At 56.5% G+C, this 24,800-nt stretch carries 22 protein-coding genes and 2 pseudogenes; 22 read left to right on the top strand and 2 right to left on the bottom strand.

What is annotated here, in order from left to right; all coding sequences use genetic code 11:
* A pseudogene (locus NTD86_RS09865) lies at positions 1-878 on the bottom strand (IS3 family transposase); the annotation flags it as partial.
* A 1,305-nt stretch (positions 879-2,183) separates the two neighbouring features.
* Positions 2,184-2,399 (bottom strand): annotated as a pseudogene (locus NTD86_RS09870) (transposase); the annotation flags it as partial.
* A 1,131-nt stretch (positions 2,400-3,530) separates the two neighbouring features.
* On the opposite strand from NTD86_RS09870, the gene NTD86_RS09875 reads away from it, so the two are divergent.
* The 22 genes from NTD86_RS09875 (at position 3,531) to NTD86_RS09980 (ending at position 24,799) form a co-directional block, all read left to right on the top strand.
* Complete coding sequence (locus tag NTD86_RS09875; RefSeq protein WP_262202027.1) at positions 3,531-5,030, top strand: DUF6622 family protein; 1,500 nt, start codon at positions 3,531-3,533, stop codon at positions 5,028-5,030.
* A 210-nt stretch (positions 5,031-5,240) separates the two neighbouring features.
* Positions 5,241-5,975 (top strand): phosphocholine cytidylyltransferase family protein, encoded by a 735-nt coding sequence (locus NTD86_RS09880; protein ID WP_262202028.1) that lies wholly within the window; start codon positions 5,241-5,243, stop codon positions 5,973-5,975.
* A gap of 80 nt (positions 5,976-6,055) precedes the next feature.
* Positions 6,056-6,814, top strand: a complete 759-nt coding sequence (locus tag NTD86_RS09885; protein WP_262202029.1) for a phytanoyl-CoA dioxygenase family protein — start codon at positions 6,056-6,058, stop codon at positions 6,812-6,814.
* A 120-nt stretch (positions 6,815-6,934) separates the two neighbouring features.
* Positions 6,935-8,602, top strand: a complete 1,668-nt coding sequence (gene aepX, locus NTD86_RS09890; RefSeq protein ID WP_262202030.1) for a phosphoenolpyruvate mutase — start codon at positions 6,935-6,937, stop codon at positions 8,600-8,602.
* Complete coding sequence (gene aepY, locus NTD86_RS09895; protein ID WP_262202031.1) at positions 8,595-9,740, top strand: phosphonopyruvate decarboxylase; 1,146 nt, start codon at positions 8,595-8,597, stop codon at positions 9,738-9,740. The genes aepX and aepY overlap by 8 nt, the downstream gene beginning before the upstream one ends.
* Positions 9,737-10,852, top strand: coding sequence for a 2-aminoethylphosphonate--pyruvate transaminase (locus tag NTD86_RS09900; RefSeq protein WP_262202032.1), 1,116 nt, complete (start codon positions 9,737-9,739; stop codon positions 10,850-10,852). The genes aepY and NTD86_RS09900 overlap by 4 nt, the downstream gene beginning before the upstream one ends.
* 8 nt (positions 10,853-10,860) lie before the next feature.
* Entirely contained in the window at positions 10,861-11,871 is a 1,011-nt protein-coding gene (locus NTD86_RS09905; RefSeq protein WP_071483343.1) for a hypothetical protein, read from the top strand.
* A gap of 1 nt (position 11,872) precedes the next feature.
* On the top strand, positions 11,873-12,844 hold the full coding sequence (locus tag NTD86_RS09910; RefSeq protein WP_074851413.1) for a hypothetical protein: 972 nt from the start codon (positions 11,873-11,875) through the stop codon (positions 12,842-12,844).
* Positions 12,845-12,893: 49 nt separating this feature from the next.
* Positions 12,894-14,009 (top strand): alanine racemase, encoded by a 1,116-nt coding sequence (locus NTD86_RS09915; RefSeq protein ID WP_262202034.1) that lies wholly within the window; start codon positions 12,894-12,896, stop codon positions 14,007-14,009.
* A gap of 42 nt (positions 14,010-14,051) precedes the next feature.
* Positions 14,052-15,086, top strand: coding sequence for a hypothetical protein (locus tag NTD86_RS09920; protein WP_262202035.1), 1,035 nt, complete (start codon positions 14,052-14,054; stop codon positions 15,084-15,086).
* 1 nt (position 15,087) lies between these two features.
* A complete protein-coding gene (locus NTD86_RS09925) occupies positions 15,088-15,897 on the top strand; it encodes a hypothetical protein (RefSeq protein ID WP_262202036.1) in 810 nt (269 codons plus the stop codon).
* On the top strand, positions 15,894-16,430 hold the full coding sequence (locus tag NTD86_RS09930) for a hypothetical protein (protein ID WP_262202037.1): 537 nt from the start codon (positions 15,894-15,896) through the stop codon (positions 16,428-16,430). The genes NTD86_RS09925 and NTD86_RS09930 overlap by 4 nt, the downstream gene beginning before the upstream one ends.
* 6 nt (positions 16,431-16,436) lie before the next feature.
* Positions 16,437-17,105, top strand: coding sequence for an ABC transporter ATP-binding protein (locus NTD86_RS09935; RefSeq protein WP_262202038.1), 669 nt, complete (start codon positions 16,437-16,439; stop codon positions 17,103-17,105).
* A gap of 4 nt (positions 17,106-17,109) precedes the next feature.
* Positions 17,110-17,715: a hypothetical protein gene (locus NTD86_RS09940; RefSeq protein WP_176999637.1), complete on the top strand. Its 606-nt coding sequence runs from the start codon at positions 17,110-17,112 to the stop codon at positions 17,713-17,715.
* Between the two features lie 32 nt (positions 17,716-17,747).
* Positions 17,748-18,971, top strand: a complete 1,224-nt coding sequence (locus NTD86_RS09945; RefSeq protein ID WP_071483336.1) for an ABC transporter permease — start codon at positions 17,748-17,750, stop codon at positions 18,969-18,971.
* Between the two features lie 11 nt (positions 18,972-18,982).
* Entirely contained in the window at positions 18,983-19,735 is a 753-nt protein-coding gene (locus NTD86_RS09950) for an outer membrane lipoprotein-sorting protein (RefSeq protein ID WP_071483335.1), read from the top strand.
* A complete protein-coding gene (locus NTD86_RS09955) occupies positions 19,732-20,172 on the top strand; it encodes a hypothetical protein (protein ID WP_262202040.1) in 441 nt (146 codons plus the stop codon). Before NTD86_RS09950 ends, NTD86_RS09955 begins: the two co-directional genes overlap by 4 nt.
* Before the next feature lies 1 nt (position 20,173).
* Entirely contained in the window at positions 20,174-20,614 is a 441-nt protein-coding gene (locus tag NTD86_RS09960) for a 3-hydroxyacyl-ACP dehydratase FabZ family protein (RefSeq protein WP_071483333.1), read from the top strand.
* A 48-nt stretch (positions 20,615-20,662) separates the two neighbouring features.
* On the top strand, positions 20,663-20,956 hold the full coding sequence (locus tag NTD86_RS09965) for a phosphopantetheine-binding protein (RefSeq protein WP_071483332.1): 294 nt from the start codon (positions 20,663-20,665) through the stop codon (positions 20,954-20,956).
* A 12-nt stretch (positions 20,957-20,968) separates the two neighbouring features.
* Positions 20,969-21,634 (top strand): hypothetical protein, encoded by a 666-nt coding sequence (locus NTD86_RS09970; protein ID WP_262202041.1) that lies wholly within the window; start codon positions 20,969-20,971, stop codon positions 21,632-21,634.
* A 9-nt stretch (positions 21,635-21,643) separates the two neighbouring features.
* Positions 21,644-22,396 (top strand): SDR family NAD(P)-dependent oxidoreductase, encoded by a 753-nt coding sequence (locus NTD86_RS09975; RefSeq protein WP_071483330.1) that lies wholly within the window; start codon positions 21,644-21,646, stop codon positions 22,394-22,396.
* 12 nt (positions 22,397-22,408) lie between these two features.
* Positions 22,409-24,799: a beta-ketoacyl-[acyl-carrier-protein] synthase family protein gene (locus NTD86_RS09980; protein WP_262202042.1), complete on the top strand. Its 2,391-nt coding sequence runs from the start codon at positions 22,409-22,411 to the stop codon at positions 24,797-24,799.
* The last annotated feature ends 1 nt before the right edge of the window (position 24,800 follow it).

The following is a 24,800-nucleotide window of genomic DNA, read 5'->3' on the forward strand; positions in this document are numbered from 1 at the left end:
CTGGGACCCTTGATCCGAGTGAAACAGCAGACCCTGAGGTCTTCCTCGTTGCTCGTAGGCCATATCCAGCGCCTTGATAACCAGATCGGCGTCCGGCTTTTCCGACAACGCCCAGCCCACTACCCGGCGCGTACAAAGATCCAGCACGACAGCCAGATAATGCCATTTTCCCTGGGCTCAGATGTAGGTGATGTCGCCGCACCACACTTGGTTGGGTGCTCGAACATCGAACTCCCGATTCAATATGTTCGGGATATCCAACCGTTCAACCGTCGCTCGTTTATAGGCATGTGATCCGGGTTGTTTACTGACTAAATCAAGCTCGCGCATCAGGCTGCGCACTTTGAACCGACCGAGCTGTTCACCGTCTTCAAGCATCAGCGACAAGATGCTACGGCTGCCCGCAGCACTGCGACTTTGCGAAAACAGCTCGCTCACCCGGCTGCGTAACCGAAGCCGTTCGACATCAGGCGTTCGACGCCTAAGACGCTGGGCGTAGTAGCACGATCGGGTGACTTCAAACACCTTGCACAGCCAATCAATCGGCTCATGGACGCTCAGCTGATTGATCAGCGCGTACGCTCGTGATCTTCCGACATCAAGAGCGCGGTAGCCTTTTTTAATATCGATTTTTCCCGTTCAAGGCGGGCAATCCGGGCTTCCAGTTCCTGGATTTTCTGCTGTTCCGGGGTCAGCGCTTTGCTCTGCGGAGTGACGCCTTGGCGCTCCTGCTGAACCTGATCAACCCAACGGCGCAGGGCCGACTCGCCGACGCCAAGTGAACGGCTCGCTTCGATGTAGCTGTAGTTTTGCTTAAGTACGAGGTCGGCAGCCTCGCGTTTGAATTCAACTGAAAAGGAGCGGCGTTGTTTGGTCATCTTACACCTCGATCTGGCGAGCATTCTCGCCTAAATGGGTGTCCGGTTTCATTAGACCACTACAATTTTGCCCTGCGGGGAGCTTCTGCAGGAGCTGGCGGAGTACCTCGAACTCTTCCGAAGAAGTCTTGTAGGCGAAAAGGGGGCGTCCATCTGGCTCTTGCAGCCCACGCTTGGATAGAAAGTCTGAAATCCATTGGTCAAGTGGCACGTAGAATTCCCTTTTTCGTGAGCAATGCACCTCGGGTGCTTGCGCTGACAGGATTTTGATCAAGATTGATGATTGTGACTGTCCCATGAATCAGCGCCCACGCGCGTTCCTTAGATAGCACTTCACTATCCTCTTCCATGTCTGCAACTGACCCTTAGGTCATGAACCATTCTGATGGCTAAGGGCTGCCATCAAGCATAATCTGGGACCCAATCTGAAGGGAAGGTCGAGAACCAGAAACGGTCGTGGACGCTGCACGAACTGGCTGTTCGCTGGCACGCTACGCAGGGTGAACGGGCAACAGCAAACATGAGTCTGATCTAGCGTGCGTAGAAAAGGGCCATGATCCATATGACTGCCTGAAGGATATGCTGCAGTGGCTGCCGACGTAGCCGGTGAGTGAGATCGGCCAACTGCTGCTGCGGCATCAGGGGACTTGGCACCAGCAGCGCCCCAGGTGCTCCAGGCTACTATGGGGCTGATCGCCGACCGAGTGTGCGGTGACCATGCAGAAGGGACACTGGACTTATTGAATATTAGAGACCTGCTTTATGGTGCTTCGCGCGATGAGCTGATCCGCTATTATGATGTTATCGGTGACGGATACCTGCAGCTGAACCTCTATCCATCTAGATTATTTGTGCCTACTCTCGTGCAGACTGCTCAAATCGAGGTGCGCCAAGAAGGCGGTATGCTTGAGGTCATAGAGGGTGAGCAAGTGGTGGCGGATTATTCCCATTGGAACTCTGGCTGGGGGCCGGTGCGGCCGACGCAGCTGAGTGGGGCCTGTGGTGCAGCCTTAGTGACGCGCGGAACTGTCTACCGAGAAGTGCCTACCTCTGAAGGCCAAGTGGTTCGGTCATTCTATCTCTGGCAAGTTCGGATACTTCAGCGAAACAGCACGCAGGAAGCGTTCGATGAAGTCTTGAAGGGCGGGGGTCTTCTTTGTCTAATCAGCTGTCGCTTCCACGCTGACGGGGTAGGGGGGCGCTGGTACCGGAACGTGACGCCCTTGAGCTGGGTGACCACTCAGCGCAAGGTTGACTCAATCAGTCCAAGCGAACGAGCGGCATCGATACTGTTGTAGCTTTGTTCTAGGCACTGTACGAAGAGAGATGTCGTAAACATCGCCGGCAGCAGGCCAATATGACCATGGCGAGATTACTTGTTGCGAGATTGCAGTAACGCGTGGCCAGCCGACGGTGCTCTTTCAGCCAGCCAAATAGACGCTCGATGACATCCCGCTCCCGGTACTTGGGTTTGTCGAATAGCTGCGGGAGGCTGGGCTTCGGCTTGCGTTTCATGGTTCGGTAACCTCTGGCCGTTGGTCAGCGCCGATAATCCTCCGCGCCACGTCTGTTGGAGCAGCTTGGTTTTCGAAGGTGGTGAGCCTAAGCGGCGGTCTTACTCTCGGGAGCACTCTGGAAAGCGAAAAAATCACCGCGAAGACAGTTTTGGCACCCAAGAGGAATAGCGTGGTCGGCAGATTACCTAAAGCGCTCAGCATCTTCGGTTGGGGGCATCCTTTTCAAATCATCCAAAGTATGCCCTCAAATATGCCCCAAATGTAGCAATTAGCTGGAAGTTAATGGCTCTTTGAGGCTAGAAAACGGCAGAAATGATCAGCTAAAAAGCATGCGCAAAGCCCCTAAAGACTCTCAGGGTCGCCAAAAAACATTTTGACTGGGCTCTAGCGCAGTATTTTCAGGTCGGAAAAACTAAAATATGCCCCCAGTTTTGCCCCCAGTAGCGCGGGATATGCGGGCGATCGAGATTGGCGATCTCTGAGGCGGAGTGGGGTGGTCATCGATGGCTTTCAGTGTAACTCCTCATCGGATCTGGCGGGGGGCAGGGCTCATCAAGGACCAGCTAATCCGCTCTCGGTCGAGAACAGCTACTCCGATCGACTGTGTTCAACCTAATATTTGCATCCGCCTAATTGGTTTGCTGGGCTTGGAGGTATCTACGAAACCAAGAGCGATTCATTTTGAGCGCAGTGGTCTTCGTCTTTTGTCCAAGGCTGACGCGAACTTTGAGGGAGCGGATTTACCCGCGAACGCCAACAAAGCAGGTGCCATTAACCTCGGCTGCTTTGGGCTCGCGTTCTAGCAATAATCGACAGCTAATTCCGTCGTCAGCCGACTGTGGTTCTCCATACAAGCGCATCTGCGCACTCACTCCAGCGTGTTTCGCGTCAGGACGTGTGTCGCGCAATGACCCATTGCTTGAGCATTCCGAAGGAGTGCTACGAACCTACGCATTGATAACGGTAAGGTTTGTATCGTCATTTCGTAACGAGACCGTCGGCAAAATAGGTTGCCAGTCAATCTCAGTTCAAAAATCTGAGTTTGATTGACAGGCTAGGGCTGAAAGCTCTCTCGATCTTTTTGATATCAAGGATGGATATGGTGAGGCGGTGGTTATCCCTGCTGGCAGTTTTTATGCTGCCACTGCTGTCGATGGTGTGCAGCGGTCAGGTCCGAGAAGTGCAGAGAGACCTCGATGCATTGAATGCTGAGCGTCCGATGCATGTGGCTATTTGGTATCCGGAAGGCGTCTGCACTGCAGGTGCGCAAGAGCTGTGCCTTGATAAGTCAGCGATTACTCATAAAGTCATCGTTGTTTCACATGGCAGCATGGGGGCGTCAGACGATTACGCCTGGGTTGGTAATGGCTTGGCATCCAAGGGGTACATTGTCGTTGGTCTGAATCATTTCGGTGAATCCCGGGTATACGGGAAGCACACACAGAACTTGCGTGCCACGGGTATGGTGTGGGAGCGGGCGCTGGATGTGTCGCGGGTGCTGGATGCCCTGGCCAAACTGAATCTCTTTCAAAAAAGCGTCGCCTGGGACGACGCCATCGTCATTGGTCACTCCGCCGGCGGCCAGACTGCCGCGCTTCTGGCGGGAGCACGCTTTGATCTTCATGCGTTCGCCAAGTACTGCGAGTCCCTGCCAGACGGTGTTGATCGTTCGTGTTTTTACGCGCTGGATATCAAGCGAGCACCAAGCGCCTATATCGCGTTGTTCAACGGCAGCTACCGCGACCCGCGGGTCAGAAAAATAGTATTGCTTGACCCCGCCCTGGGCCCTGCATTGGTTGAGCAGTCCATGGCGGGTTCGCATATTCCAGCACTGGTGGTGGGGGCGCTGCACGATGACTTCCTGCCGTGGAGCCATCACGGTGCTCGCTATGCGGCGGCCATACCGGATGCAAAAACCCTGTTGCTGGAAGGCAACGAGGGGCACTTTGTGTTTCTTTCCGTTTGCCATTATGACGACAAGGTCAACGGTATCCCGCTCTGTACCGACAAGGCGGGAGTGGACCGCAAAGTCGTGCATGAGCGTTTGTTGTCTGGGCTGCTTGCTTTTGTTGCACCCGATGACGAGATCCCTCTGTCTGGAAAACGCGTAGTGCCCGCAGTTGCCGATGTCCCGGCTGCACAACTGACCGTGCTGGAAATCCTCCACTACACCCCGCGTTGGGTATTCGGTTTATTTTTCGCGCTTTGCGTATTGGGATTGATGCAGACACGTACGCGACAGGTGCGGTTCAGCCTCGCTTTGCTGCTCCCCATCGGGATGCTGATGTTGTCGGTGGCGGGCGTGTTTCAATACACCGATTATTGGGGCGCCGGCTTTGGGTTCTGGCTTGCTGGCCTTGTTGCTATCGGTACGATCGCCTCGCGTTTTATGGATGCCAACGTCGTGACAAGGAATAAGGCTTCGGGTCGACTGATAATGCGCGGTAGTTGGGTTCCATTACTGGTCATCCTTGGGATTTTCATCACACGCTATCTGCTAGGGGTGGCCCAGGCTCTGCAGTTTCCAGCACTCGATCATTGGCCAGTGCAGATGGCGGTCGCAACTGGGTTGGGGGCGTGGAGCAGCTATTTCGCTTGTCGGGGGTGGAGCTGCTGGAGAGCAGCTCGCCCGTAGCCTTGCAGTTGAATGGCGTGTTGATCGTCACGGGTGTGCAAGTTTTTATGTTTCGCTAAATCTACACAAATGTATCCACGAACGGTCACATCTAATTGCCATTATCTTCGCATCAGACTTCTGGTGTGCAAGAGCGGGATGACATTCGTTCGTGGCGCCTGGATCTGCGTTCAATACTGGATGAGCGTAATCAACAAGGAGGTTGTGGGGATGCAAGATTTACGAGGCATGGCGGCGATTATTCTGGCAGCTGGGATTGGCCGGCGTCTCCATGGATGGGAAGGGCCCAAAGGGCTTATTCAATTTGGCGGCAAGACCTTGCTGGCGCGCCATCTGCAAACGCTGCGTGAATTGGGTATTACCGACATATTTGTTACCGCCGGCCACCAGGCCGAAGCCATTCGTGCCGAACTTCAAACACTCGATGATCAGGCCACCGTAGTGGTCAACGAGCGCTTTTCATTGGGCAGTGCTATCTCTGTCCTTGTGCATGAGTCCTTGTTGCGCTCGGGCAGGCCTATCGTCCTGATGGATGCCGACGTGTTGTACGCCGAAGACATCCTGACTCGGCTCATTCAGTCTGCGCACGAAAGTGCACTGCTTGTCGACATGCATGAAGTCGATGATGAGGCCGTTAAGGTGTGCTTCAAAGCCGGGCAAATTGTGGACTTCGAAAAACGACCAGAGCACCCCTACGAAACCTGTGGTGAGTCGGTGGGGTTCTTCAAGTTTTCCCCTGCCGCCGCCGCCGCTCTAGCTGATCTGTGCGAGCGTCATATCGCTGAGCATGGGCCGAAAATCGAGTATGAGGCGCCCCTGCGAGAGTTGATTTTGGAAAACCCCGCACAGTTCGGCGTCGAGGTTGTAACGGGCCTGCCATGGGTAGAAATAGATTTTGATCATGACGTAATACGTGCTCGCGAGCAGGTACTTCCGCATCTTTAGTCGCTCTCGGTTCGTCTGTTTTACCGGTTGCGTCGTCAAGTGAATGAAACGCCGTTTTTCAAGGATTGAAGGAACTCGCAATGTTGCTTGATCAGGCAGGAATCGATCATTTTCAACGGTACGGTTGGTTGTATGTCCCGGGTTTCTTTTCTGGGAAGTCGATGGATGAACTTCGTCAATGGGTCGACCAACTGGCTTCATGGCCAGAGCAACCCGGCCGACACATGGTGTATTCCGAGCCGGACCTGCGTGTGCCTTCTTCGCGAATGGTGCAGCGCATCGAGTATTTTTGCGAAGAGCATTCAGGCTTCGATGCCCTGTTGAACCGCGACAAGCTGGCAATCTCGGTGGCCCAGTTAATGGGCGAACCCGTGGCGTTGTTCAAAGAGAAGATCAATTTCAAACACCCTGGCGGCGCAGGGTTCGAGGCGCACCAGGACCAGCAGGCCGGGTGGTCGAAATACGCCCCATTATTTGTCTCTGTCATGGTCAGCATTGACCATGCGACACCTCTCAACGGGTGCCTGGAAATTGAGCAGGGCAACGAAGGGCGTTTACGCACACTTATCGGCGAAGAGTGGCAGCCGTTGGATGACACGCATCCGACCTGCCGATATGTTGCGGTGCCCACTGCGCCGGGCTGTGCAATATTTTTCGACAGCTATGTCGCCCACCGCTCTGTGGCGAACTTGAGTGCTGAAAGCCGACGCATGTTGTACGCAACGTATAACCGCAGAAGTGACGGCGATCATCGAGCGTTGTACTTCCAAGAGAAGCGCCAGAACTTTCCCCCCGATTGCGAACGTGAGCCGGGAAAGACTTATAAATTCAGGGTTTGACTGAATCTTCGTTACCTCGCAACCCGTTTGTATTTGCCCTTCAGGCATTCGCTGAATAACAGCGCAGTTGTCCTGGGTTAAGCAACAGAACTGTGCGCGTCTAGCAAATGGAGATTGTGGATGAAAATGTTGTTGCAAGAAGGTATCGAGAGGGCAAGCGTCGAGTTGCCACCCAGACGGGATCGCGACCGTGGCTGTCAGCTTCGCGAAGAGATCGCCACAGGCGGATTGGGATTCTTGATGGAGGCTCATAATGGGCTGTCCGCCAAGCTCGCCGAAGAAGCAGGGTTTCGCGCATTGTGGGCGTCGGGGCTGACGATCTCGGCCAGCATGGGATTGCGCGATACCAATGAAGCTTCATGGACTCAGGTACTGGAGGTCATCGAGCACATGGCTGATGCTGTATCGGTGCCTGTCTTGGTTGATGCCGATACCGGCTACGGCAACTTCAATAACGTCCGCCGACTTGTACGCAAGCTATGTGAGCGCGGTGTTGCAGGTGCGTGTATTGAGGACAAGCTTTTTCCGAAGACCAACTCATTTATCGGCGAATACCAGCCCCTGGCGTCTATCGATGAATTCTGTGGTCGTATCATGGCGGCCAAGGACAGCCAAACCAACGATTCCTTCGTGGTGGTCGCACGTGTGGAAGCGCTCATTTCCGGGCGTTCCATGGAGGAAGCCTTTGAGCGCGCCGAGGCTTATTACAAGGCGGGCGCGGATGCGATCCTGATCCATTCCAAGAAGGCTGATGGTGCGCAAATCATCGAATTCGCCCGCCGATGGGCCTCTCGCAGTCCTCTGATTGCGGTTCCGACCACTTACTATCGAGTCCCCGTACAGTCACTCCAGGATGTTGGAGTATCAGGTGTGATATGGGCAAATCACAGCCTGCGCGCTTCCATTACGGCAATGCGCAGCACGGTCCAGAAGATCTATCAGGAACGCTCCTTGGTTGGCGTCGAAGGGGGCATCGCCACCGTCAAGGATATTTTCCGTCTGGTGGGTTGTGATGAATTGGAGGACGCCGAGTCCCGCTATTTGCCAAAAAACGCTGCGCCGAAGGCCATCGTGCTGGCGGCCTCGCAGGGCGACTTGGGTGAGCTGACCGAGAGTCGGCCCAAGTGCATGATCAAGTTGTACGGCGTACCTTTGCTTGAGCGTCAGGTGGGTATCTTGCGGCGTGCCGGGATCGCAGCTATCACCGTCGTCCGTGGCTATCTCAAAGAAAAAGTGACGGCCACCGGAATCCAGGTCGTGGACAACGATCGATATGCGAACACCGGCGAAGCCTACTCGCTCTATTGTGCACGTGACCGATTGGTTGCCGAGACAATTATCGCCTATGGCGACGTCCTGTTTCGCGAGTTCATCTTGGATGGGCTGCTGGATGACGACGCACAGATCCTGATTGCCGTTGATGCGTCGAAGACACGTCGCGAGGATGGGCGGATTCAGGATCTGGTCAGCGCCGATCATAGCCCGGTTGCCGACTTTCTCGACGAGACGGGGTTGTTGAAAGCGATGTCCGCTGACCTCCCGGCTGACGTGGTATCCGGTGAGTGGATTGGCCTTCTGAAACTGGGTGTACAAGGGGCTGCCTGGGTTCGGGAGGAGCTGGAGTTGCTCGTTGCTGAAAACTTGCTGGAAACAGCTGATATGCCACTTCTCATTAGCCGGCTAGCGAAGCGGCACCCGGTCAAAATCCGTTATTTCGTCGGCCACTGGATGGACGTGGACGCCCTTGCGGATCTGGATGCAGCCCAGAGGTTCATGCGAGATGCTTGATCCTCGAGAATTCCTGAAGGTTGCGCAGCAACAGGGCTTCGACTTCATGGTCGGGGTTCCGTGTAGCTTCATGACATCACTGATCAACGCAGCGATGGCCTCCACTACGATGCCTTATGTTGCTGCAACCAGTGAAGGTGAGGCCATGGCTATTGCAGCAGGGGCGTGGTTGGCTGGGCGCAAGACGATTGTGGTGATGCAGAACTCTGGACTCGGCAATGCGGTGAACCCGCTGACGTCATTGAATGCGCCGTTCCAGATTCCTGCACTGTTAATGATGAGTTGGCGGGGCTGTCCCGGCATCGGCGACGAACCTCAGCATCGGCAGATGGGCGATATTTTGCATCGACTGCTCGACCTGATGGAGATTGCCCATGCGCCGCTGGGTACTTCCAGCGAGCACATGGCCGTTGCGCTCAGTACGGCTGCCGCGTCCATGGACACGCAATCTCGAGCCTATGCGCTGATTGTCAAGCAAGACGATTTTATCGAGTCCCCCATGACGGCCAAGCTGCCTGCGGAACGCAGCAGGGGGCATGTTCGCTCGTTGACCAGCAATGGTGCTTTACCCAGCCGCTATCGCGTGTTGGACACACTGTTGAAGTTGCAAAACGACGCGGCAGTCATTGTCTCTACGGGCAAGGGTGGGCGTGAACTCTTTACCCTCGATGACCGCCCCCAGCACTTTTACCAGGTGGGCTCCATGGGGTGCGCTTCTGCGATGGCGCTAGGGCTGTCGCTCAATACCAAACGTCGGGTATTGGTGATAGATGGCGATGGCGCGGCCCTGATGAAGCTCGGTAACTGGGCGACTATTGGCGCCTACGGGGGCGGCAACTTTATCCATCTGTTACTGGATAACGGCATGCATGACTCGACCGGCGGGCAGCCTACCGTTTCGCCCGGAGTCCGGTTCGCAGATGCAGCCATCGCCTGTGGCTACACCTTGGCGTTGCTGTGCGACGACCTTGAGGGCGTGGCCCAAGCCTACCAAATGGCGACTGACGCGTCGGGTCCGGTGCTTATTCACGTACGCATTGCACCGGGTTCCCACAGCCCGCTGGGCCGGCCGACTATCAGCCCTGCTGCGGTGGCTAGACGGATGAGAGCGTTTGTAAACCAGGAAGGCGCGCAATGAATAACCCAACACCTTTGCTGTTGACCCCCGGACCGCTGAGCACCGCGCCCGCGACGCGCGCGGCCATGCTCCGTGACTGGGGCTCGCGTGAACCAGACTTCATCGCATTGACCCGTGAGTTGTGCAAGAAGGTCCATGACATTGCACAAAAGCCAGCGTCTCACGTTGTTGTGCCAATCCAGGGCAGCGGGACTTATGGGATTGAGGCTGTACTGTCCACCCTCATCAAGCCTTCGCAGCGTTTGCTGGTGTTGAGCAACGGCGCTTATGGGCAACGAATCGCAGCGATCGCCCGGCGCTTGGGGCAAGACGTTCAGCTGCTTGAGCATGACGAGCGCAGTGCGCTTGATCTGGTGCAGCTTGAGCGGGTGCTGCGGGACGACCCGAGCATCAGCCATGTTGCGATGGTGCATGGTGAGACGTCGGCTGGCCGGATTAACCCGGTGGAGCACGTTGAACGGGTGGTCGCCGCTTTCGGTCGACGGTTACTGGTCGATGCAATGAGTACCTTTGGTGCTTACCCGATTGCGCTGGAGGGCACCTGTATCGCGGCGTTGATCGCTTCCTGCAACAAATGCCTCGAAGGCGTCCCTGGTATTGCATTCGCCTTGGTCGACAGTACGGCGTTGGCTGAGTGCGACGGCGTCAGCCGTACCACTAGCCTGGACCTGTATGCACAGTGGCAAGGTTTCGTGGCCAACGGCCAATGGCGGTTCACGCCTCCCGTGCAGGTGGTTGCCGCCGCCGTGCAAGCGCTTGAACTGCACACCGAGGAGGGCGGCGTGGCGGCTCGCTATCATCGTTACGCCACGCGCTCTGCCAGCCTGTTGGGCTGCTTGCGTACGCTGGGTATCGAGCCATTTCTTCCTGCAGACGTTAGCAGTGTGTGTATCACGGCGTTCGTCCTTCCCCAGTCGCTCAAGGACCGGTTCGATGCTTTTGTACTCGAACTACGCCAGCGTGGCATCGCGATCTATCCGGGTAAGTTGACCACCGTTACGACGTTTCGAATCGGTTGCATGGGGGCGTTTGATGCGGACGAATGGAGCTGGTTCCTTACTGTGTTCACGCAATTAATGGCTCAGGTAAATTCAAATGGGGAGGTAGCATGAGGGTGGCCATGGCCGTGTCTTATCGCCCTGCGCTGCAACCGGTCATGGCTGCCCGTGCGCAGCGCATATCCCATGATTACTGGTACCTGCTGGGCGCCGGCGTACGTGACTTGATTCCGCTGCCTGGGGCGCACTGCGATGAACTGGAGAAACTCCTGCCACCGCCCGGCAGCGAAGTACCCATGGATCAGATCACCGCCACGGTCGGTGATCTTGCAGCCAAGGCTGTGGAGGCGCTCAAGCAACGGCTTGAACCGGCTGATCTTGCGAAGATTGACGCTGTATTTTTTTGTACCAGCGGTATCGACTCGCCCTTAGGCGTTTCCGTGGCAGGGCGCCTGCAACACATTCTTGGGGCTACGACGGCGTTCCCCTGTGTCATCGGGCAGAACGATGGCTGCGCCGCGTTCGAAGCGATGCGCATTGCGCGTGCTTTTATTCAGGGGCCTGCGCGTGCGCGTAGTGTCGTGCTCGTGGCTTGCGAGTGTTGGCTGCAGCCCTATTTGCGCAGTTTTGGGCACTACGTGCAATACGGTGATGGTGCGGCGGCAATCCTTCTTGTTGACGATGATCAGAGCGGTCAGTTGAAGGGCGCGTTACAACCTCCGTCGCTCACGATTCTCCACGAAGCTACCAGCCGTTATGAGCACCAGCAGGGACCTTTCGAGCGGGGCCCGACGCCCTGGTACACCTCGGATCGCTGGGCGGCTGCTGTCGGGCGTTTTCTCCAAGCGTTTTTGGCTGAACATCATATTTCACCGGAACAACTTGGCGGCATTCATTCGCCAGCAATGGCCCCCGCGTTTCTGCGTGCGGTGGGCAATCACGCGCAGCTTGAGTTGGAGCAGGGCGTTGGCGGTGTGGTGTCTTGTGTTGAGCCACTGTTCGCACTTCAAGCCCTGATGGATGAACCCCGAAGCATCAGCGGGCCATTGCTGAGCTGGAGTGTCGGGCTCAATGGCGAAATGGGAGCCTGTTTGTATGAGCGCGATGTACCCCTCGTAAATGGGGACTCTTGAAATGAATTGGATCGGTATAGAAGCGGCCGCGTACTACTTGCCGGGTGAAAGCGCCTGCGTCAGTCACTGGATGACAACCATGGCGATTCCCGTGCTGACTCAGGAACGGATTCTTCGCGGGGGGCATCAGCGTTATTACCCAGGTGAGGGGCAGTCAGTCGCAGAACTGTGCCGCAATGCCTGCCAGCAACTCTTCCAGGCGAGCACATTGCAAGCGTGTGAGGTGGATCTGATTATCCATGCCCATACGATGGTGACCAGTGTTGCTGCGCCCCCACAGAGCATGGTGGCCGGTCTGGCTCGCGACCTCGGGGCGCATCGGGCGGCAGCGTTCTCGGTGTCCAACCTGCACTGCGGCTCGATGATTGGTGCGTTGCGAATTATCGAAAACCTCATGGCGACTGATAGCCGCATCCGTAACGCGGTGGTGGTGACGGCGGACACCGTCCGTGGCCCGGACTTTGTTCATCCGAATCAGAGCTACGTGCACAGCGATGGCGCAGCTGCCATCTGGGTGCGACGCAACAGCGGGCGCAATCGCGTGTGCGCTATCAGCGTCAACAATCTTTCGGATTTTCATATGGGGTACTTGATCACGGAGGAACAGCGGCGCCGTTACGACATGACCTCACAGTTGATCACGCTGCGGACAATCAAGCAGGCCATCAGGCGCTCGGGAGTCGAAAGCGCGCAAGTCCGTCATTTGGTGCCGCAGAACGTAAGCCGCCAGAGCTGGATCGAAGTTGCCAGACATATCAACCCTGCTGCGGATTTTTTATTCGACCGCAACATCGCCGAGAAAGGCCACGCCTGTTGTTCTGACATTGTCATCAACCTTCTGGATGGCGGCTTCCTCGATCCTCAAGGGAGCGATGCAATCGTTGCGGTTGTACGAGGTACTACCGGAACCTGCGCAGCGTTTGTCCTCCATGGAGTCCCTCTGACGGCTGACATGCAGACGACTGGCAACTAACGATTTTCAGTGGGAGAAAGCATCAATGGATTTGAATCAAGACGTACACATGACCTTGATCGACTTACTGCACCAATCCCAGCAGACGGTGGTGACGCCAGCCTATATCTATTCGGTTGAGCAGGTCGTAGAGAACTACAACGACTTGAAGGCCGCGCTGGGTACTCCTCTGATCGTTTCGATCAAGGCAAACCATTGCGCCGAACTTTTGGCGCGAACGGCGTTCAGCTTCGACGACGGCTGCGAGTTTGCATCGCTTGGAGAGCTGCGCCTACGGGCGGGAACCCGCAACAAGGTGTATGTGAACACCCCTGTGTATTCAAAAAAATTGATCGAGGTCGCCTCCAGATATGACGCGGTGTTCATCATTGACCACATCGCACAGTTGGACGTACTGGGAGAGTTTGCAGCCAAGGGCGCGTTCAAGTGTCCGGTTCTGCTGCGCATAAACCTGGACGCAGCCAAGGGGGGAGTGGCGTCATCGAGGGATCACTTCGGCATGGATACTCTGGGCGTCTTCGCGGCGGCGCACAAGGCGCTGGAGTTGGGTATTGAGGTGGCCGGGCTGCACGTGTTCTGCGGCTCCAATGGGTTTGTCGAGCGCTCGTCAAACTGCATAGAGGTTGTGGAAGCCCTGTTCGACGAAGTAAGCCAAGTCCTCGGTTACCCGCTGACATTGATCAATCTGGGTGGCGGTATTACGACCGATTGGCGTGAGCGCAATATTGACTTCGCGGCGTATCGACAGCGCATCGCGTCATTGTGCGCCAGAGCAACGGTTGTTCATGAATCTGGCCGGGCGATCTTTGGAAGTGCCGGGTATTTCCTGGCCGAAGTGGTCAGCGTCAAGCACGTCGGCGACAAGCACTACCTGGTCTGCGATGGCGGTATCGCGCAGAACTTTCTGCTGGCGCACACCGAGCACGTTATCCGCCGGCACGCCGCCCCAACGGTACTGACCAAACGGTTCACAAACCAGCCGAAGGATTACTTGCTGGTAGGGAGTTCGTGCAATCGCGATGACGTTATAGGCGAGTTGAAAAACTGCCTGCATGACATACAGGCCGGCGACCGAGTCATGTTCCGCAACTGCGGTGCGTACAACGCGCTGTACACGATGAACAAGTTTCTCGCCTTGCCGCAATCCTGTGAATACATCGTTTAATTCGTCCCGCGTCGACCGGTATCCAAGGAAGTGGAGTAACACATGAGGTTGGAGCAAAGCATTATTGAAGGGCTTGCCTCTCTTGGCACCCTGCCAGAGAGCCTGTGCTGCAGTATCGCAACGGGTGTCGTCTCGACTGTCGATACGCAAATGATCATCGATGATGCGCATTTTCATGCCCTTGAACAGGGCAAGGTGTTGCCCACGCATGCACAACAGCCTCTCTGCGAGGCCGAAGTCGAGATTGAGCGACTGTTACAGCGCATTCATGCCGAAGGATTCATGGGGGGGAACTTCCATCGGTTGGTCAGGCAGTTTGGCAGCATTCTGTTTGCGATGATTGCCAGCGATGCCCAGCAGCAAACGGCGGCTTCTTGGCATGCGCAGGGCATTGCTCATTTCGGCGGTTTCCTGATGGCCGACGCAGGGGGGAGTTCGATTCAACAATGGAACACGATGCTCACGTGCGAGGACGAGAGCCTGAAACTGGTCGTCGACAAGGTGTGGATTATCGAGGGTCATAAGCTCGATTACGCCTCCATTGTCGCCGCCACGAGCCAGAAACTTTATCCCAGCATCGTGTTGGTACCGCCCGATGCGTTTTCAACGCTGTCACGGTCTCCCGTCGGGCGGCCTTTCCTGGACGGTACACTGCAGCTGGGCAATGTGCAGGGCACAGTTTTCCTTGAAAAAGATGCGGTGCTTGGAAAGGGTAGCCTGGCGTCCACGGCGCTTTTTCTGTCAAAGATCCGACCCCGGTTTGTGCGTGCGTTGATGGGCCATGTGCAATGGCTTGCGAGCGTCGGCAAGGTGACACCCTCTGCGATGGAGTGGGATGCTATCCAGGCTCTGGATGTAATCGCCACGAACTATTGCCATTCTTTGGTAGAGCGGGCGCCGAGCTTACCGATTGCACTCGCGCTGAAGTTTAGTGCCAACCAGGTACTGTTGGGACTGGTGGCTTCAGGGCGTGTCCAGGACGCGGATACGCGGCGCGATTTGATGGCTTTCTCGCGCATGGAAGGCAGCTCTTATCGGTGCCTGTTCGAACTGGCTGCAAAGCTGAGAGCACGCTGATATGAATTCGGTTGCGATCCAATCGATTCATATCCACGACAGCGAATTCCTGCGCGGCATGCACGCCGACCATTTTGTCGACGCTGTCGCGGGCCGACTGGCGAACTTCGTCACGCGTGTGGCAGACGTCAGCGGTTCAGACGTCGCGCATTACATTTGCAGTTCATCGCTGGACTTTACGTGTTCAGGCGGTTGGTTCGATCCGGCACGGTTGTGTGCCACCACGCTCAAGTACTGCGGTGTTCCATGTTCCTTTTCCAACGCGCTGCAATGCGCCACATGGGGGTTCATGCTTCGCCAACACATGCGCTGCAAACCGGAGATTCGCCATGTCGTGCTTTCCATCGTCGATGCGAACCCGTTAGACCTGCAGTTTTGGGATGAGAACTCATCTTGGGGGCGCACCGGGCATCGTTTGACGCAATTGCACCTCGAACTTTGTGAGGCAACCGATACGGTGTGGGTAAGTGGGTGCAATCCCCAAGTGATGCTTTATGACTATGCACGGCAGATCAACCGATTGATGGGCCTTCATGCAGGGCACACGCTTGCGTTGCCGTTCTTCGAGGCCAAGATGCGCAAAGGTCTGCGCCGCTCAGTCTCTGACTTTCCCTGCCTGGCAGACCATTACGAAGAGTTTGGTCATTTGTGCGGTTCTGATCCCTGGATGGCAATTGCACGACAGCAGCTTGTTGAACCTGATGGGGAGCGTCGCTGCATCGTGTCATCGATTGCTTCGCAGGGGTATGCCTGTTTCTTATCTGCCCAGTCAGGTCCATGGACCTCCACGTTCATTGAGGGGCACGCATGAGCAGTGTGATCGAAGGTTTCCGCGGGCGCTTGGATATCACCCTCCGGCGTCGTGAACTGATCCCGACCTCGCTGGGTGGAGCCCCGTTCAGTGATGACGAGTTGGCCGTTCCGCTTCAGTTGAATTTCGATGAGAAGCTGCCCATCGTCATGTCCTTTCATGAGTACTACCGCTTCCTGGAACGGCTGGTCACGGTAGTGCTGGGAGACGCTAGCGTCCCTCTGGTGCTGGCGCGAGTCAGGATGCCTTCGACCATCGCGTTGCCGACAATTCTTCTGGACTCTCGGGTGGCGTTGTTCCACGACCTCGATGTCGAAAGCCTCGAATTACAGCGACGTGGGCTACCTCACCTGTGTATCGACGCCAACTTCAGACTCTACTCATGGTCATCGGCAGATAACACTTTCAGCGTCCACTGGGTCGGCGCTGATACTCGTCAACTCGAGCCCGAAAGCCTCAAGCGGATCGAGGCGGTCATCCAGACTCTTCCCGCTGAGTTTCATCAATTCATCGACACCAGACCAGGGCAGTGAAGCCAGATGTTTTCCCTAAGAAAAGTTTGTAAACAGTATGGTCGCGCGCCCGTCACGGGCTTTGCGGTGCGTGATATTGACTTAAACATTGCACGAGGAGAGCTGGTCTGCCTGGCGGGCAAGAGTGGCAGCGGTAAGAGCACGTTGCTCGGAATCCTCGGCCTGATCAACGTGCCTTCGTCGGGCGAGGTGCTGTTCGAGGGTAAGAGCATCGCTGGGACGACAGATGCGCAATTGGCCCGTATTCGTCGACAGCACATCGGCATCATTTTTCAGCAGTTCAATTTGCACCCGGCGCTCACCGCGTTGGAGAACGTGATGTATCCGCTGTTTATGCTCAAAGATCACCAGGCACATGACAAGGCTATAGCGGCGTTGGCCGAAGTGGGAATGGACAGTTTTGCACAGCGCCGCCCCCGAGAACTTTCCGGCGGACAGATGCAACGCGTGTCTATCGCACGTGCGTTTGCCAAACGCCCTGACCTGATCATTGCGGATGAGCCGACCGCCAATCTGGATGCCGAGAACAGTGACATTGTCTATGGGCTTCTGCGTCGCCTCAACCAGGAAAAAGGGGTCACCGTCGTGGTGGCTACCCACGACCGGGATTTCTCCGATCACTGTCCGCGGAAAATTGATATGCAGGATGGACAAATCATTAGTTCAAGGGAATGAAATCATGAACAAGATCTTTTTTACCTGCCTCTTTCTGACGCTTGCGGCCTGTGGGGATGCTCATCAAGTACCCTCGAGCAAAAATGCAGAGACCGCGGCCGTTTCTGCGTCAACGGTGCCGAACGATCCGGTAGCCGTATTAGCCAACGCACGTCAGGCCACGTCATCTGCGGGCGCGAACGAAGATCAACTGGATGTGGCGATCAAACAAATCCAGGCACTGATCGCCGACGGTGGAGCAGAGCGGGTAGAGGCAGTCGGTCATCATGAGGCCGAGCTTATCTCGACGCTCGGCGCGCTGTACGTGCGAAAGGCTGTGTTTCACGTCGATAACGCGCGCCAGGCAGGGGCATTGGTGGCTACTGGGTTTCGTTACTTGGATCGCGCCGTGGCGCAGTTTCCGGACAATCTTACCGCTCGTATCAATCGAGGCCTGACCTGCGCAAACGTCCCCGAGTTTATGGGCAAGGCCGAACTGGCACGTGAAGACCTCAGAATCGCTGCCGCCAGCCCTGGTTTTGTTCGACTGCCGGCAGGGCTGCAAGACAAGGTTCGTAGCACCCAGGCCATGCTTGATCAGCAATCGGCAGCGGCTCACACCCAGAACTGACGCTAATCCGACATCAGCAAGGACTGCTTTTTATGCGAATTTTATTCGTCACTCGACTCATTCTGTTGAATGTCTTGCGTGACTGGCGAAAAAACATGATCGCGTGCGTGGCGATCATCGTAGGCACGATCAGCCTTGTGCTGTTCGGTGGTTACGTGGCCCAGATCTACGAAGGTATTCGACTGGGCAGTATCTACTCGCAGCTTGGCCACTATCAGGTTTTCTCCTCTCGACAAGGGGAGGAGGCCTATGCCAGCAGTTTGATCGACAGCGATCAGGCGGTGAGCGCGATCCGGGCACTGGAAGCGCAGGATGAGGTGCGCCTGGTCAGCCGCCGTATCGAAGCTCAAGGTTTATTGTCTTTTGGCAATAAGTCTGTGGGCATTCTGGCCTACGGCGTTGAGCCCGATGCGGATGCGGAGATCAGCAGGGCGGTGCGTGTGGTACGTGGAACGGGTCTGTTCGCCAGCAAACCAGAAGGAGCGCTGGTAGGGCGCGAATTATTGGCCGAGTTGGGGGCTGATATTGGCGACATTGTCACCTTCCTGACGACTACCTCCGAAGGGGCCATCAATGCGGTGGATGTCCAGGTGGTGGGTGCTATGGACACGGGGGCCAAGGAGCTGAACAAGCGTTTCATGAAAATCAATCTGCCTCTGATGCAAGAGGCGTTGTATTCAAAGTCCATCACCAATCTCGTCGTACTGTTGGACGAGACGCGCCTGACTGCTGCTACGGATCAGCGTATACGCGATGCAGTTGCCAACGCGGGCGACAAGTTGACGGTGAAATCCTGGTCCGAAATGTCGGAGCACTACCATCAGATCAAGGCCATGTTCGACAACATCTTTGGGTTCGTGACGGTGTTGGTGATCATCATCATTTTTGCGGCCATTTTAAACACCATGACCATGGCGGTGATGGAGCGAGTGTCCGAGCTATCCACCATTCGAGCGTTGGGCATTTCTCGCTCGCAACTGCTGATCATGGTGCTGTCCGAAGGCGGCATGGTAGGGCTGATCGCAGTGGTGATGGGGGTGCTGGGTGGTGTCCTGCTGAGTGAACTGATCAACCATGCCCGTATCTCGATGCCGACCCCACCGGGTTCAACCTTTTCCTACCCGTTACGCATCCTGCTGGATCAGAAGACCCTGTTGTTGCCCGCCGTTTTGTCGCTGGTTGCCACGTTCGTTGGCGGCCTGATACCCGCGTATCGAGCCGGCAAGTTGCCTATCAACGAAGCGATGCAACGCTAAAGGAGTAGACCGTGAATAGCATTTTACATTGGGCCCGCCTGGCGGTTCTGGTGATGGTGATCTTCGGCCCGAAAATCGCATCGGCAGACTCGTCGTCATCAGAAGTGATGCGGGTTTTGGGCAATATGGAGTACCTGCGTGGCTTTAGAGGAACAGGGTTCAATTTTTCCGCCGAAGTCATAACGGTGGAAAATGGCAAAGCCTCCGAGCAGCACCAGTTGGATGTGAAGATCAGTGAAAAGGGTTACGCCCTCGTTGAAGTGTTGGCTCCCCGAAACCAGTTGGGGCGCAAGACTCTGCTTCGCGATCGCGACCTGTGGCTTTACCTTCCCAACAGTTCGAATGTGATTCGTATAGCGCCACTGCAGCGCGTATTCGGAGCGGCGTCCATCGCAGATGTGCTGAATATTTCCTACCTGAAGGGGTACACCGTTTTATCCAGCAGCCGGGCGGGTGCAGGTAATCGACTGCAGTTGAACCTGAAGGCCAATGACAGTGCACAGACCTACGCACGCATTGAGCTGGACTACGACCTGGACACTGACCGGCCCGTGGAAACCCGTCATTTCACGGCGTCTGGACGCCTGTTGAAAACCATCCAGTACAAGGAGTTCCAGCAGTACGACGGCAGCGAAAAAGTCGAAAAGATCGTGATTCTGGACAGCCTGCGGACTTCCAGTTCGGTATGGATGCGTATGGGTAAGTACTCCCGCGCGACCTATTCGGATGCGCTCTTCACCAAAGCCGCACTGGTGGGTAAATGATGGATGACTGCGAGATGCACATGGATGAGTTGGAGTCAGCAGCGCGTATCAGCGCCTTGGCGCAGGGGATACCTTTTCGGTTCATCGACAGGGTCCGCTTCCTTGATCGTGAGCGTGTAATCACGGAGTTGCATCGGCAACCGATGCTAGGACGGTTCGTGGACAACGATCCGATTGAGATGATCGCCTTGTTGGAGTTCGCGGCGCAGTCCTCCGGGCTGATTCTGCGCGAGCGCAGGGAGCGGCCTGGAGGACCGGGCATGATCACCTCGTTCAGCCAGGTACAGCGCAAGTTGCTTTCACCGCTGCAGTTTCCTTTGTATCTGGAGTCACGCCTGACGGATGAGCGTCACGTACTTTTTGATTTCGCCTTTGAGATTCGCTCAGCTCATCAGCCTGCCGTGTCCGGCAACGTCTGTATCTACCTGAGGGGATGAAATGGAACACATCGACGTAGAAACCTTTCTGGTTCAGACCGCGCCTTTCCGCTTTGTGGACGACGTCATCTTCTATCCGCTTGAGGGCGTTATTCGCTCCACGGCACGCTATGTCGGCGACGAGGTTTTCTTCGCCGGGCACTTTCCCGGGAACCCGATTGTGCCGGGCGTGATTTTGGTGGAGAGCATGGCTCAGTCTTGTCGGGCCTGGTTCAACCAGCGGCTGGGACGCAAGTCGGAAGGCTTCATCGTGTCTATTGATCGTGCATCGTTTTCGGCACCCGTGAAGCCCGACGCCACTGTTGAGATGGAGGCACGCCCGTTGAATCCGGTCTCGGATCAGCACACAGCATCTTCACGTTTCTGCCGTTTTGCTTGTATCGCACGTTGCGACGGCAAAACGGTCGCCAAGCTCGACGTCACCCTGTACCAGAAAGTCTGATGCCGGCCAGGCAGGTTGGTCATTTCTCCACAACAAAGAGAGTTCACCATGAGTAATCAACGCCAGAAAATCTTCCACTACATCGTCCACACCATCCTCCTTGAGCGTCTTGAGCTCGCCGATGATGGTTACACCGCGACGGACTTCTCCGAGCAGACCCTGTTGCTGAGCGAGGGGGGGCTGGGGTTGGACTCCGTGGACGCGCTAGACCTGTTGGTCGGCCTTGAACGTGCGTATGGGCTGGAGCCGATAGAGATCGAAGGGGACTTTATCGAACAGCACTTCGCATCCATTGCGGCCGTGATCGATATGGTCCAGGCCCGACTGCCAGTTGCTGTTTGAGTGAGACCTCCTATGCGGCATCTACTGATTAATGGCCATGGCGCTGTCGCCATGGAGCTGGGTAGCAGGCTACGAGCCGATGGCGGGCAAGTTGATGAGCTTGAACTCGTATCAGTGCTCGACGGGGACGGACTTAAAACGCTATTACGCCAGGCTGCCGTTGGCGGGAGTTATCGCAATGTGTTCCTGGATCTGACCGATGGATTTGATGAGCTGGCGGAATTTGCAGCGGACCCGCGCCTAGCCATTGAGGCCATGCATAGGCGCACAAAGACCTTGCTGCACACCCTCAAGCACTGTGCCCAACATATGGCCAGGGGGGGCGGAGGGCGGATCTGGGTGTTGTGCTGCGACCATAGCCTCAACTCGAGTCTTGATGTGCCGTGCAACCCGGTGATGAACCTGGCGGCGACCGCTGCCGTGTGCTGTCTGGCCAAGGAGGTTGCTCACCTGGACGTTTATCTCAATTTATTCATGATGCATCCCCCTGAGGGCACCGTCGCCAGGGAGTCTGTGCGCCTGGCACGGGACAATTTGCATGTGTACGGGCTTCGTTACCGACCCCAGCCCGCCGCCAGCCTGGCGGAAACGTTGCACATGTATGCATCCCTGAATGCCCTTGCTACCACCGGTGGAGTGATCCCTCTGGGCGGCGGTATTTCGACCTGCAACATCTGAGAGACCGATATGAAAGCAGTGATCATTACCGGGGGAACCCGTGGTATCGGCAGAGCCATTGTGGATGAAGTCGCCCGTCAGATGCTTGCCGGAGATCCCTATATTGCTGGGGCACGCCTGGTCGTTACCTATCGCAGTGATACTCGCAGTGCAGAGGCATTGTTACAGACGCTGCGCTGCGCAGGGTTAGACGCCGACGTCATCGAGATGGACCTGGAGGTCCCCGAATCGATCAACACCTTCTCGTCTTGGGTGGCTGATACGTTCGAGTCGGTCGGCGTACTTGTAAACAATGCTGGAACCACCCACGACGGCTCTTTTCTGTCCCTGAACGACGCGTCAGTGGACCGGGTACTGAACGCAAATCTGGTCGGCACAATTGACTTGACCGAACAACTGCTCCCGCTCTTGCGTGCAGCGTTGCCGGCGTCGGTGGTGTTTATCGCCTCCGCGGCCGGTGTCTACGGCAAGGCTGGACAGGTGCCATATGCCACCACCAAAGGTGGCCTTATCGGGTACACCCAACTGTTGGCCCGACGGTTCGGACGCACCGGTCTGCAAGTCAATGCCGTGGCGCCGGGCTTCATCGCCACTGAAATGGTGGCGGGTCTCTCACCGGTGATGTTCGAACCCATCTTGAACAGTGCATCGCTGGGCGCGATGGGCACATCAGGGGATGTTGCACGCGTGGTGTGCGGGTTGCTGCAACCGGGCTACATACAGGCTACGACCATCAAGGTTGATGGCGGTCATTTACGCTGAGGGAATCTGTTGATGAGCACTTTATCTGTCAGCGCGCCGCCTGTCGTTATTACCGGAATGGGCATTTTCACACCGCTCGGTCGATCCGTGGCCAGTGTGTGTGAGGCGATCCTTGAGGGGCGTCACTCCATTGTCCCGTCCACGAACATCGACGCTCAACAATTGGCGTGCTTGGCGTCGGAGTTTATTTCAGGCGATACGTTTGGCCTCGACCCGGTATTGACCGCGAGCACCGATCGGGGTCTGTGGTTCGCCCTTAAGGCCATGGAAGAAGCACTCGCCAATGCCGGGCTGGACGCTACCCGACTGGACAGCGAGCGCACTGCGGTAGTGGTCGGTACTTCGCACAGTGGTATCCAGCATAGCGAGAAGGTAATCAAACGTACCCTGGCGGGAGCCGTTGAAACCCTGACGCCGAACGATATCTATGCCGGGTTGGTCGATCATGTCGCGACCATTGTCTGCCGGCGCTTGGGGCTCAAGGGCCTTAAAGCGACGGTTTCGTCCGCCTGCTCGTCCAGCAACACTGCCGTTGGGTACGGGCGCGACTTGTTGGCGACCGGGCAGGCTGATCGGGTCATAGTGATCGGCACCGATACGTTGTCCGATACTATTGCAGCTGGGTTCAACAGCCTTAAAGTGCTCGGCAAGGCACCCGCAGCACCGTTCTCCTCGCCGTCCGGGATTAGCCTGGGAGAGGGGGCAGGGGTGCTCATTCTTGAGCGCCTTGAAGATTTAGGCGAAGGCGAATTCAAGGGTCGCTATCACGCCGAGGTACTCGGTTACGCGCTTTCGTCGGATGCCTACCATCCAACCGCAGTCGATGAAAATGGGCTGGGCATTGCCACCGCTATCACCCATGCCCTCGCGAACGCGGGCTTAGCCGCTGAACACATTGATTACATCAGCGCCCACGGGACCGGCACCGACAGTAACGACGTGCCCGAGTCGCTGGCAGTCGCCCGGCTGTTCGGCAGCGACACTGCTATTGCCAGTGTCAAATCGAGCATCGGCCATACCCTGGGCGCGAGCGGTGTCATTGAGCTCATCATCAGCGTCGCCTGTGCCGAGCGAGGTTACCGCGCGCCCAACAACCATTTCACCACCGTGCGTGACGGCTGTGCATCTCTGAATTATGTGCACGGCGATCAGGCACCGGGAACCGTGAATACCATCCTGTGCAACAACTATGGCTTTGGTGGCAACAACTCTTCACTTGTCATCGCACGTGAAGCCGGGCGCTTCGCTCGTGTGCAGCGCCAGGCTAGCGCGGTGTTCGTGACTGCCTACGGTGCGCACACCGCCTATGCACAAACTGCTTCTGACTGGATGGACCTGTTGAGTACGGGACTTGCGCCGCGGCAGAACAACGATGCGTACAGCACCTATTTGGGTAGGGCCCCTACACCAAACGGGGAAAAAAGCAGCAGTCGCCGTAGTTCCCCAAGCATACAGTTCGCGCTTCAGGCCATGGACGAAGCGATTGTCGGCTACCAACTCGAAGCGCTCGTTGGCGAGCAACGCTACGGCACCGGGTTGGTGGTCGGCTTACTACACGGTGCGCAACGCGCAGTCGAGAAGTACATGTTTTCCGTTTATGAGGAAGGCCTGCGCTACGCGCGCAGCATTCAGTTTCCACTGACAACCCTCAACGCAACGGCGGGGGAGGTGGCAATCAAGTTTGGCATTAAAGGTTTCAACACCACTCTGTGTGGGCCACTTGGCAGTATGAAGCTGGCCTGGGACATGGTGAGGCTTGGTCGCCAGGAACGGATCTTTGCTCTTTCCAGCGACGAACATACCCCCATGGCCCTCCAACTATGTGATCAGTTTGGAGCCTTGGGACGCTTCAACGGTGAGGAGATGGGCCAGGGTTTTTACCTGACAGAAGGAGCCAGCGTGACCTTGCTGGAGTCAGCTGATGCGGTTGAAGCCCGTAACGGGACAAAACTTGCCCAAGTGTTGGCTTTTGAAGTGGGGCAGGAAGGTGTTGGCCATGCCTTGTCCGGAAACGGGCAGCGCCTCGCTGAACTGGGTCGAAAGGCGTTGGCGCAATCTGGTGTAGCGCCCGAAGAAATCGACCTGATAATTGGTGTCGGCCAGGGCACTGAAGCTTTCCTGGCCAATGAGCGCAATGCACTGGAGGCGCTGTTCGGGAACGCAGAGCCTCCTGTGACATCTGTCGCGATGCACCTGGGCTATTCGCCCACTGCCATCGTTGCGCAGATGGTGAACCTTGGTGCCGCTGTATTGAACGGAAAATCCTGCTCCATCGCTGATCGGACCAAGACGGTATGGCGACCAGGGGAGCAACGGTGCCCCAATAACGTGACCCGGGTCTTGATTCTCTTTACCTCAATGACGTTCGAAAGTGCGGCCATTGTATTGAGCAAGGTGGAGTGAG

The organism is Pseudomonas sp. 7P_10.2_Bac1 (assembly GCF_025465935.1).
In the GTDB taxonomy this organism is placed as follows: domain Bacteria; phylum Pseudomonadota; class Gammaproteobacteria; order Pseudomonadales; family Pseudomonadaceae; genus Aquipseudomonas.

Coding starts and splice junctions, on each gene's coding strand:
- NTD86_RS09875 (WP_262202027.1), top strand. CDS start 3,531: ATGCTGCCACTGCTGTCGATGGTGTGCAGCGGTCAGGTCCGAGAAGTG.
- NTD86_RS09880 (WP_262202028.1), top strand. CDS start 5,241: ATGCAAGATTTACGAGGCATGGCGGCGATTATTCTGGCAGCTGGGATT.
- NTD86_RS09885 (WP_262202029.1), top strand. CDS start 6,056: ATGTTGCTTGATCAGGCAGGAATCGATCATTTTCAACGGTACGGTTGG.
- aepX (WP_262202030.1), top strand. CDS start 6,935: ATGAAAATGTTGTTGCAAGAAGGTATCGAGAGGGCAAGCGTCGAGTTG.
- aepY (WP_262202031.1), top strand. CDS start 8,595: ATGCTTGATCCTCGAGAATTCCTGAAGGTTGCGCAGCAACAGGGCTTC.
- NTD86_RS09900 (WP_262202032.1), top strand. CDS start 9,737: ATGAATAACCCAACACCTTTGCTGTTGACCCCCGGACCGCTGAGCACC.
- NTD86_RS09905 (WP_071483343.1), top strand. CDS start 10,861: ATGGCCGTGTCTTATCGCCCTGCGCTGCAACCGGTCATGGCTGCCCGT.
- NTD86_RS09910 (WP_074851413.1), top strand. CDS start 11,873: ATGAATTGGATCGGTATAGAAGCGGCCGCGTACTACTTGCCGGGTGAA.
- NTD86_RS09915 (WP_262202034.1), top strand. CDS start 12,894: ATGACCTTGATCGACTTACTGCACCAATCCCAGCAGACGGTGGTGACG.
- NTD86_RS09920 (WP_262202035.1), top strand. CDS start 14,052: ATGAGGTTGGAGCAAAGCATTATTGAAGGGCTTGCCTCTCTTGGCACC.
- NTD86_RS09925 (WP_262202036.1), top strand. CDS start 15,088: ATGAATTCGGTTGCGATCCAATCGATTCATATCCACGACAGCGAATTC.
- NTD86_RS09930 (WP_262202037.1), top strand. CDS start 15,894: ATGAGCAGTGTGATCGAAGGTTTCCGCGGGCGCTTGGATATCACCCTC.
- NTD86_RS09935 (WP_262202038.1), top strand. CDS start 16,437: ATGTTTTCCCTAAGAAAAGTTTGTAAACAGTATGGTCGCGCGCCCGTC.
- NTD86_RS09940 (WP_176999637.1), top strand. CDS start 17,110: ATGAACAAGATCTTTTTTACCTGCCTCTTTCTGACGCTTGCGGCCTGT.
- NTD86_RS09945 (WP_071483336.1), top strand. CDS start 17,748: ATGCGAATTTTATTCGTCACTCGACTCATTCTGTTGAATGTCTTGCGT.
- NTD86_RS09955 (WP_262202040.1), top strand. CDS start 19,732: ATGATGGATGACTGCGAGATGCACATGGATGAGTTGGAGTCAGCAGCG.
- NTD86_RS09960 (WP_071483333.1), top strand. CDS start 20,174: ATGGAACACATCGACGTAGAAACCTTTCTGGTTCAGACCGCGCCTTTC.
- NTD86_RS09965 (WP_071483332.1), top strand. CDS start 20,663: ATGAGTAATCAACGCCAGAAAATCTTCCACTACATCGTCCACACCATC.
- NTD86_RS09970 (WP_262202041.1), top strand. CDS start 20,969: ATGCGGCATCTACTGATTAATGGCCATGGCGCTGTCGCCATGGAGCTG.
- NTD86_RS09975 (WP_071483330.1), top strand. CDS start 21,644: ATGAAAGCAGTGATCATTACCGGGGGAACCCGTGGTATCGGCAGAGCC.
- NTD86_RS09980 (WP_262202042.1), top strand. CDS start 22,409: ATGAGCACTTTATCTGTCAGCGCGCCGCCTGTCGTTATTACCGGAATG.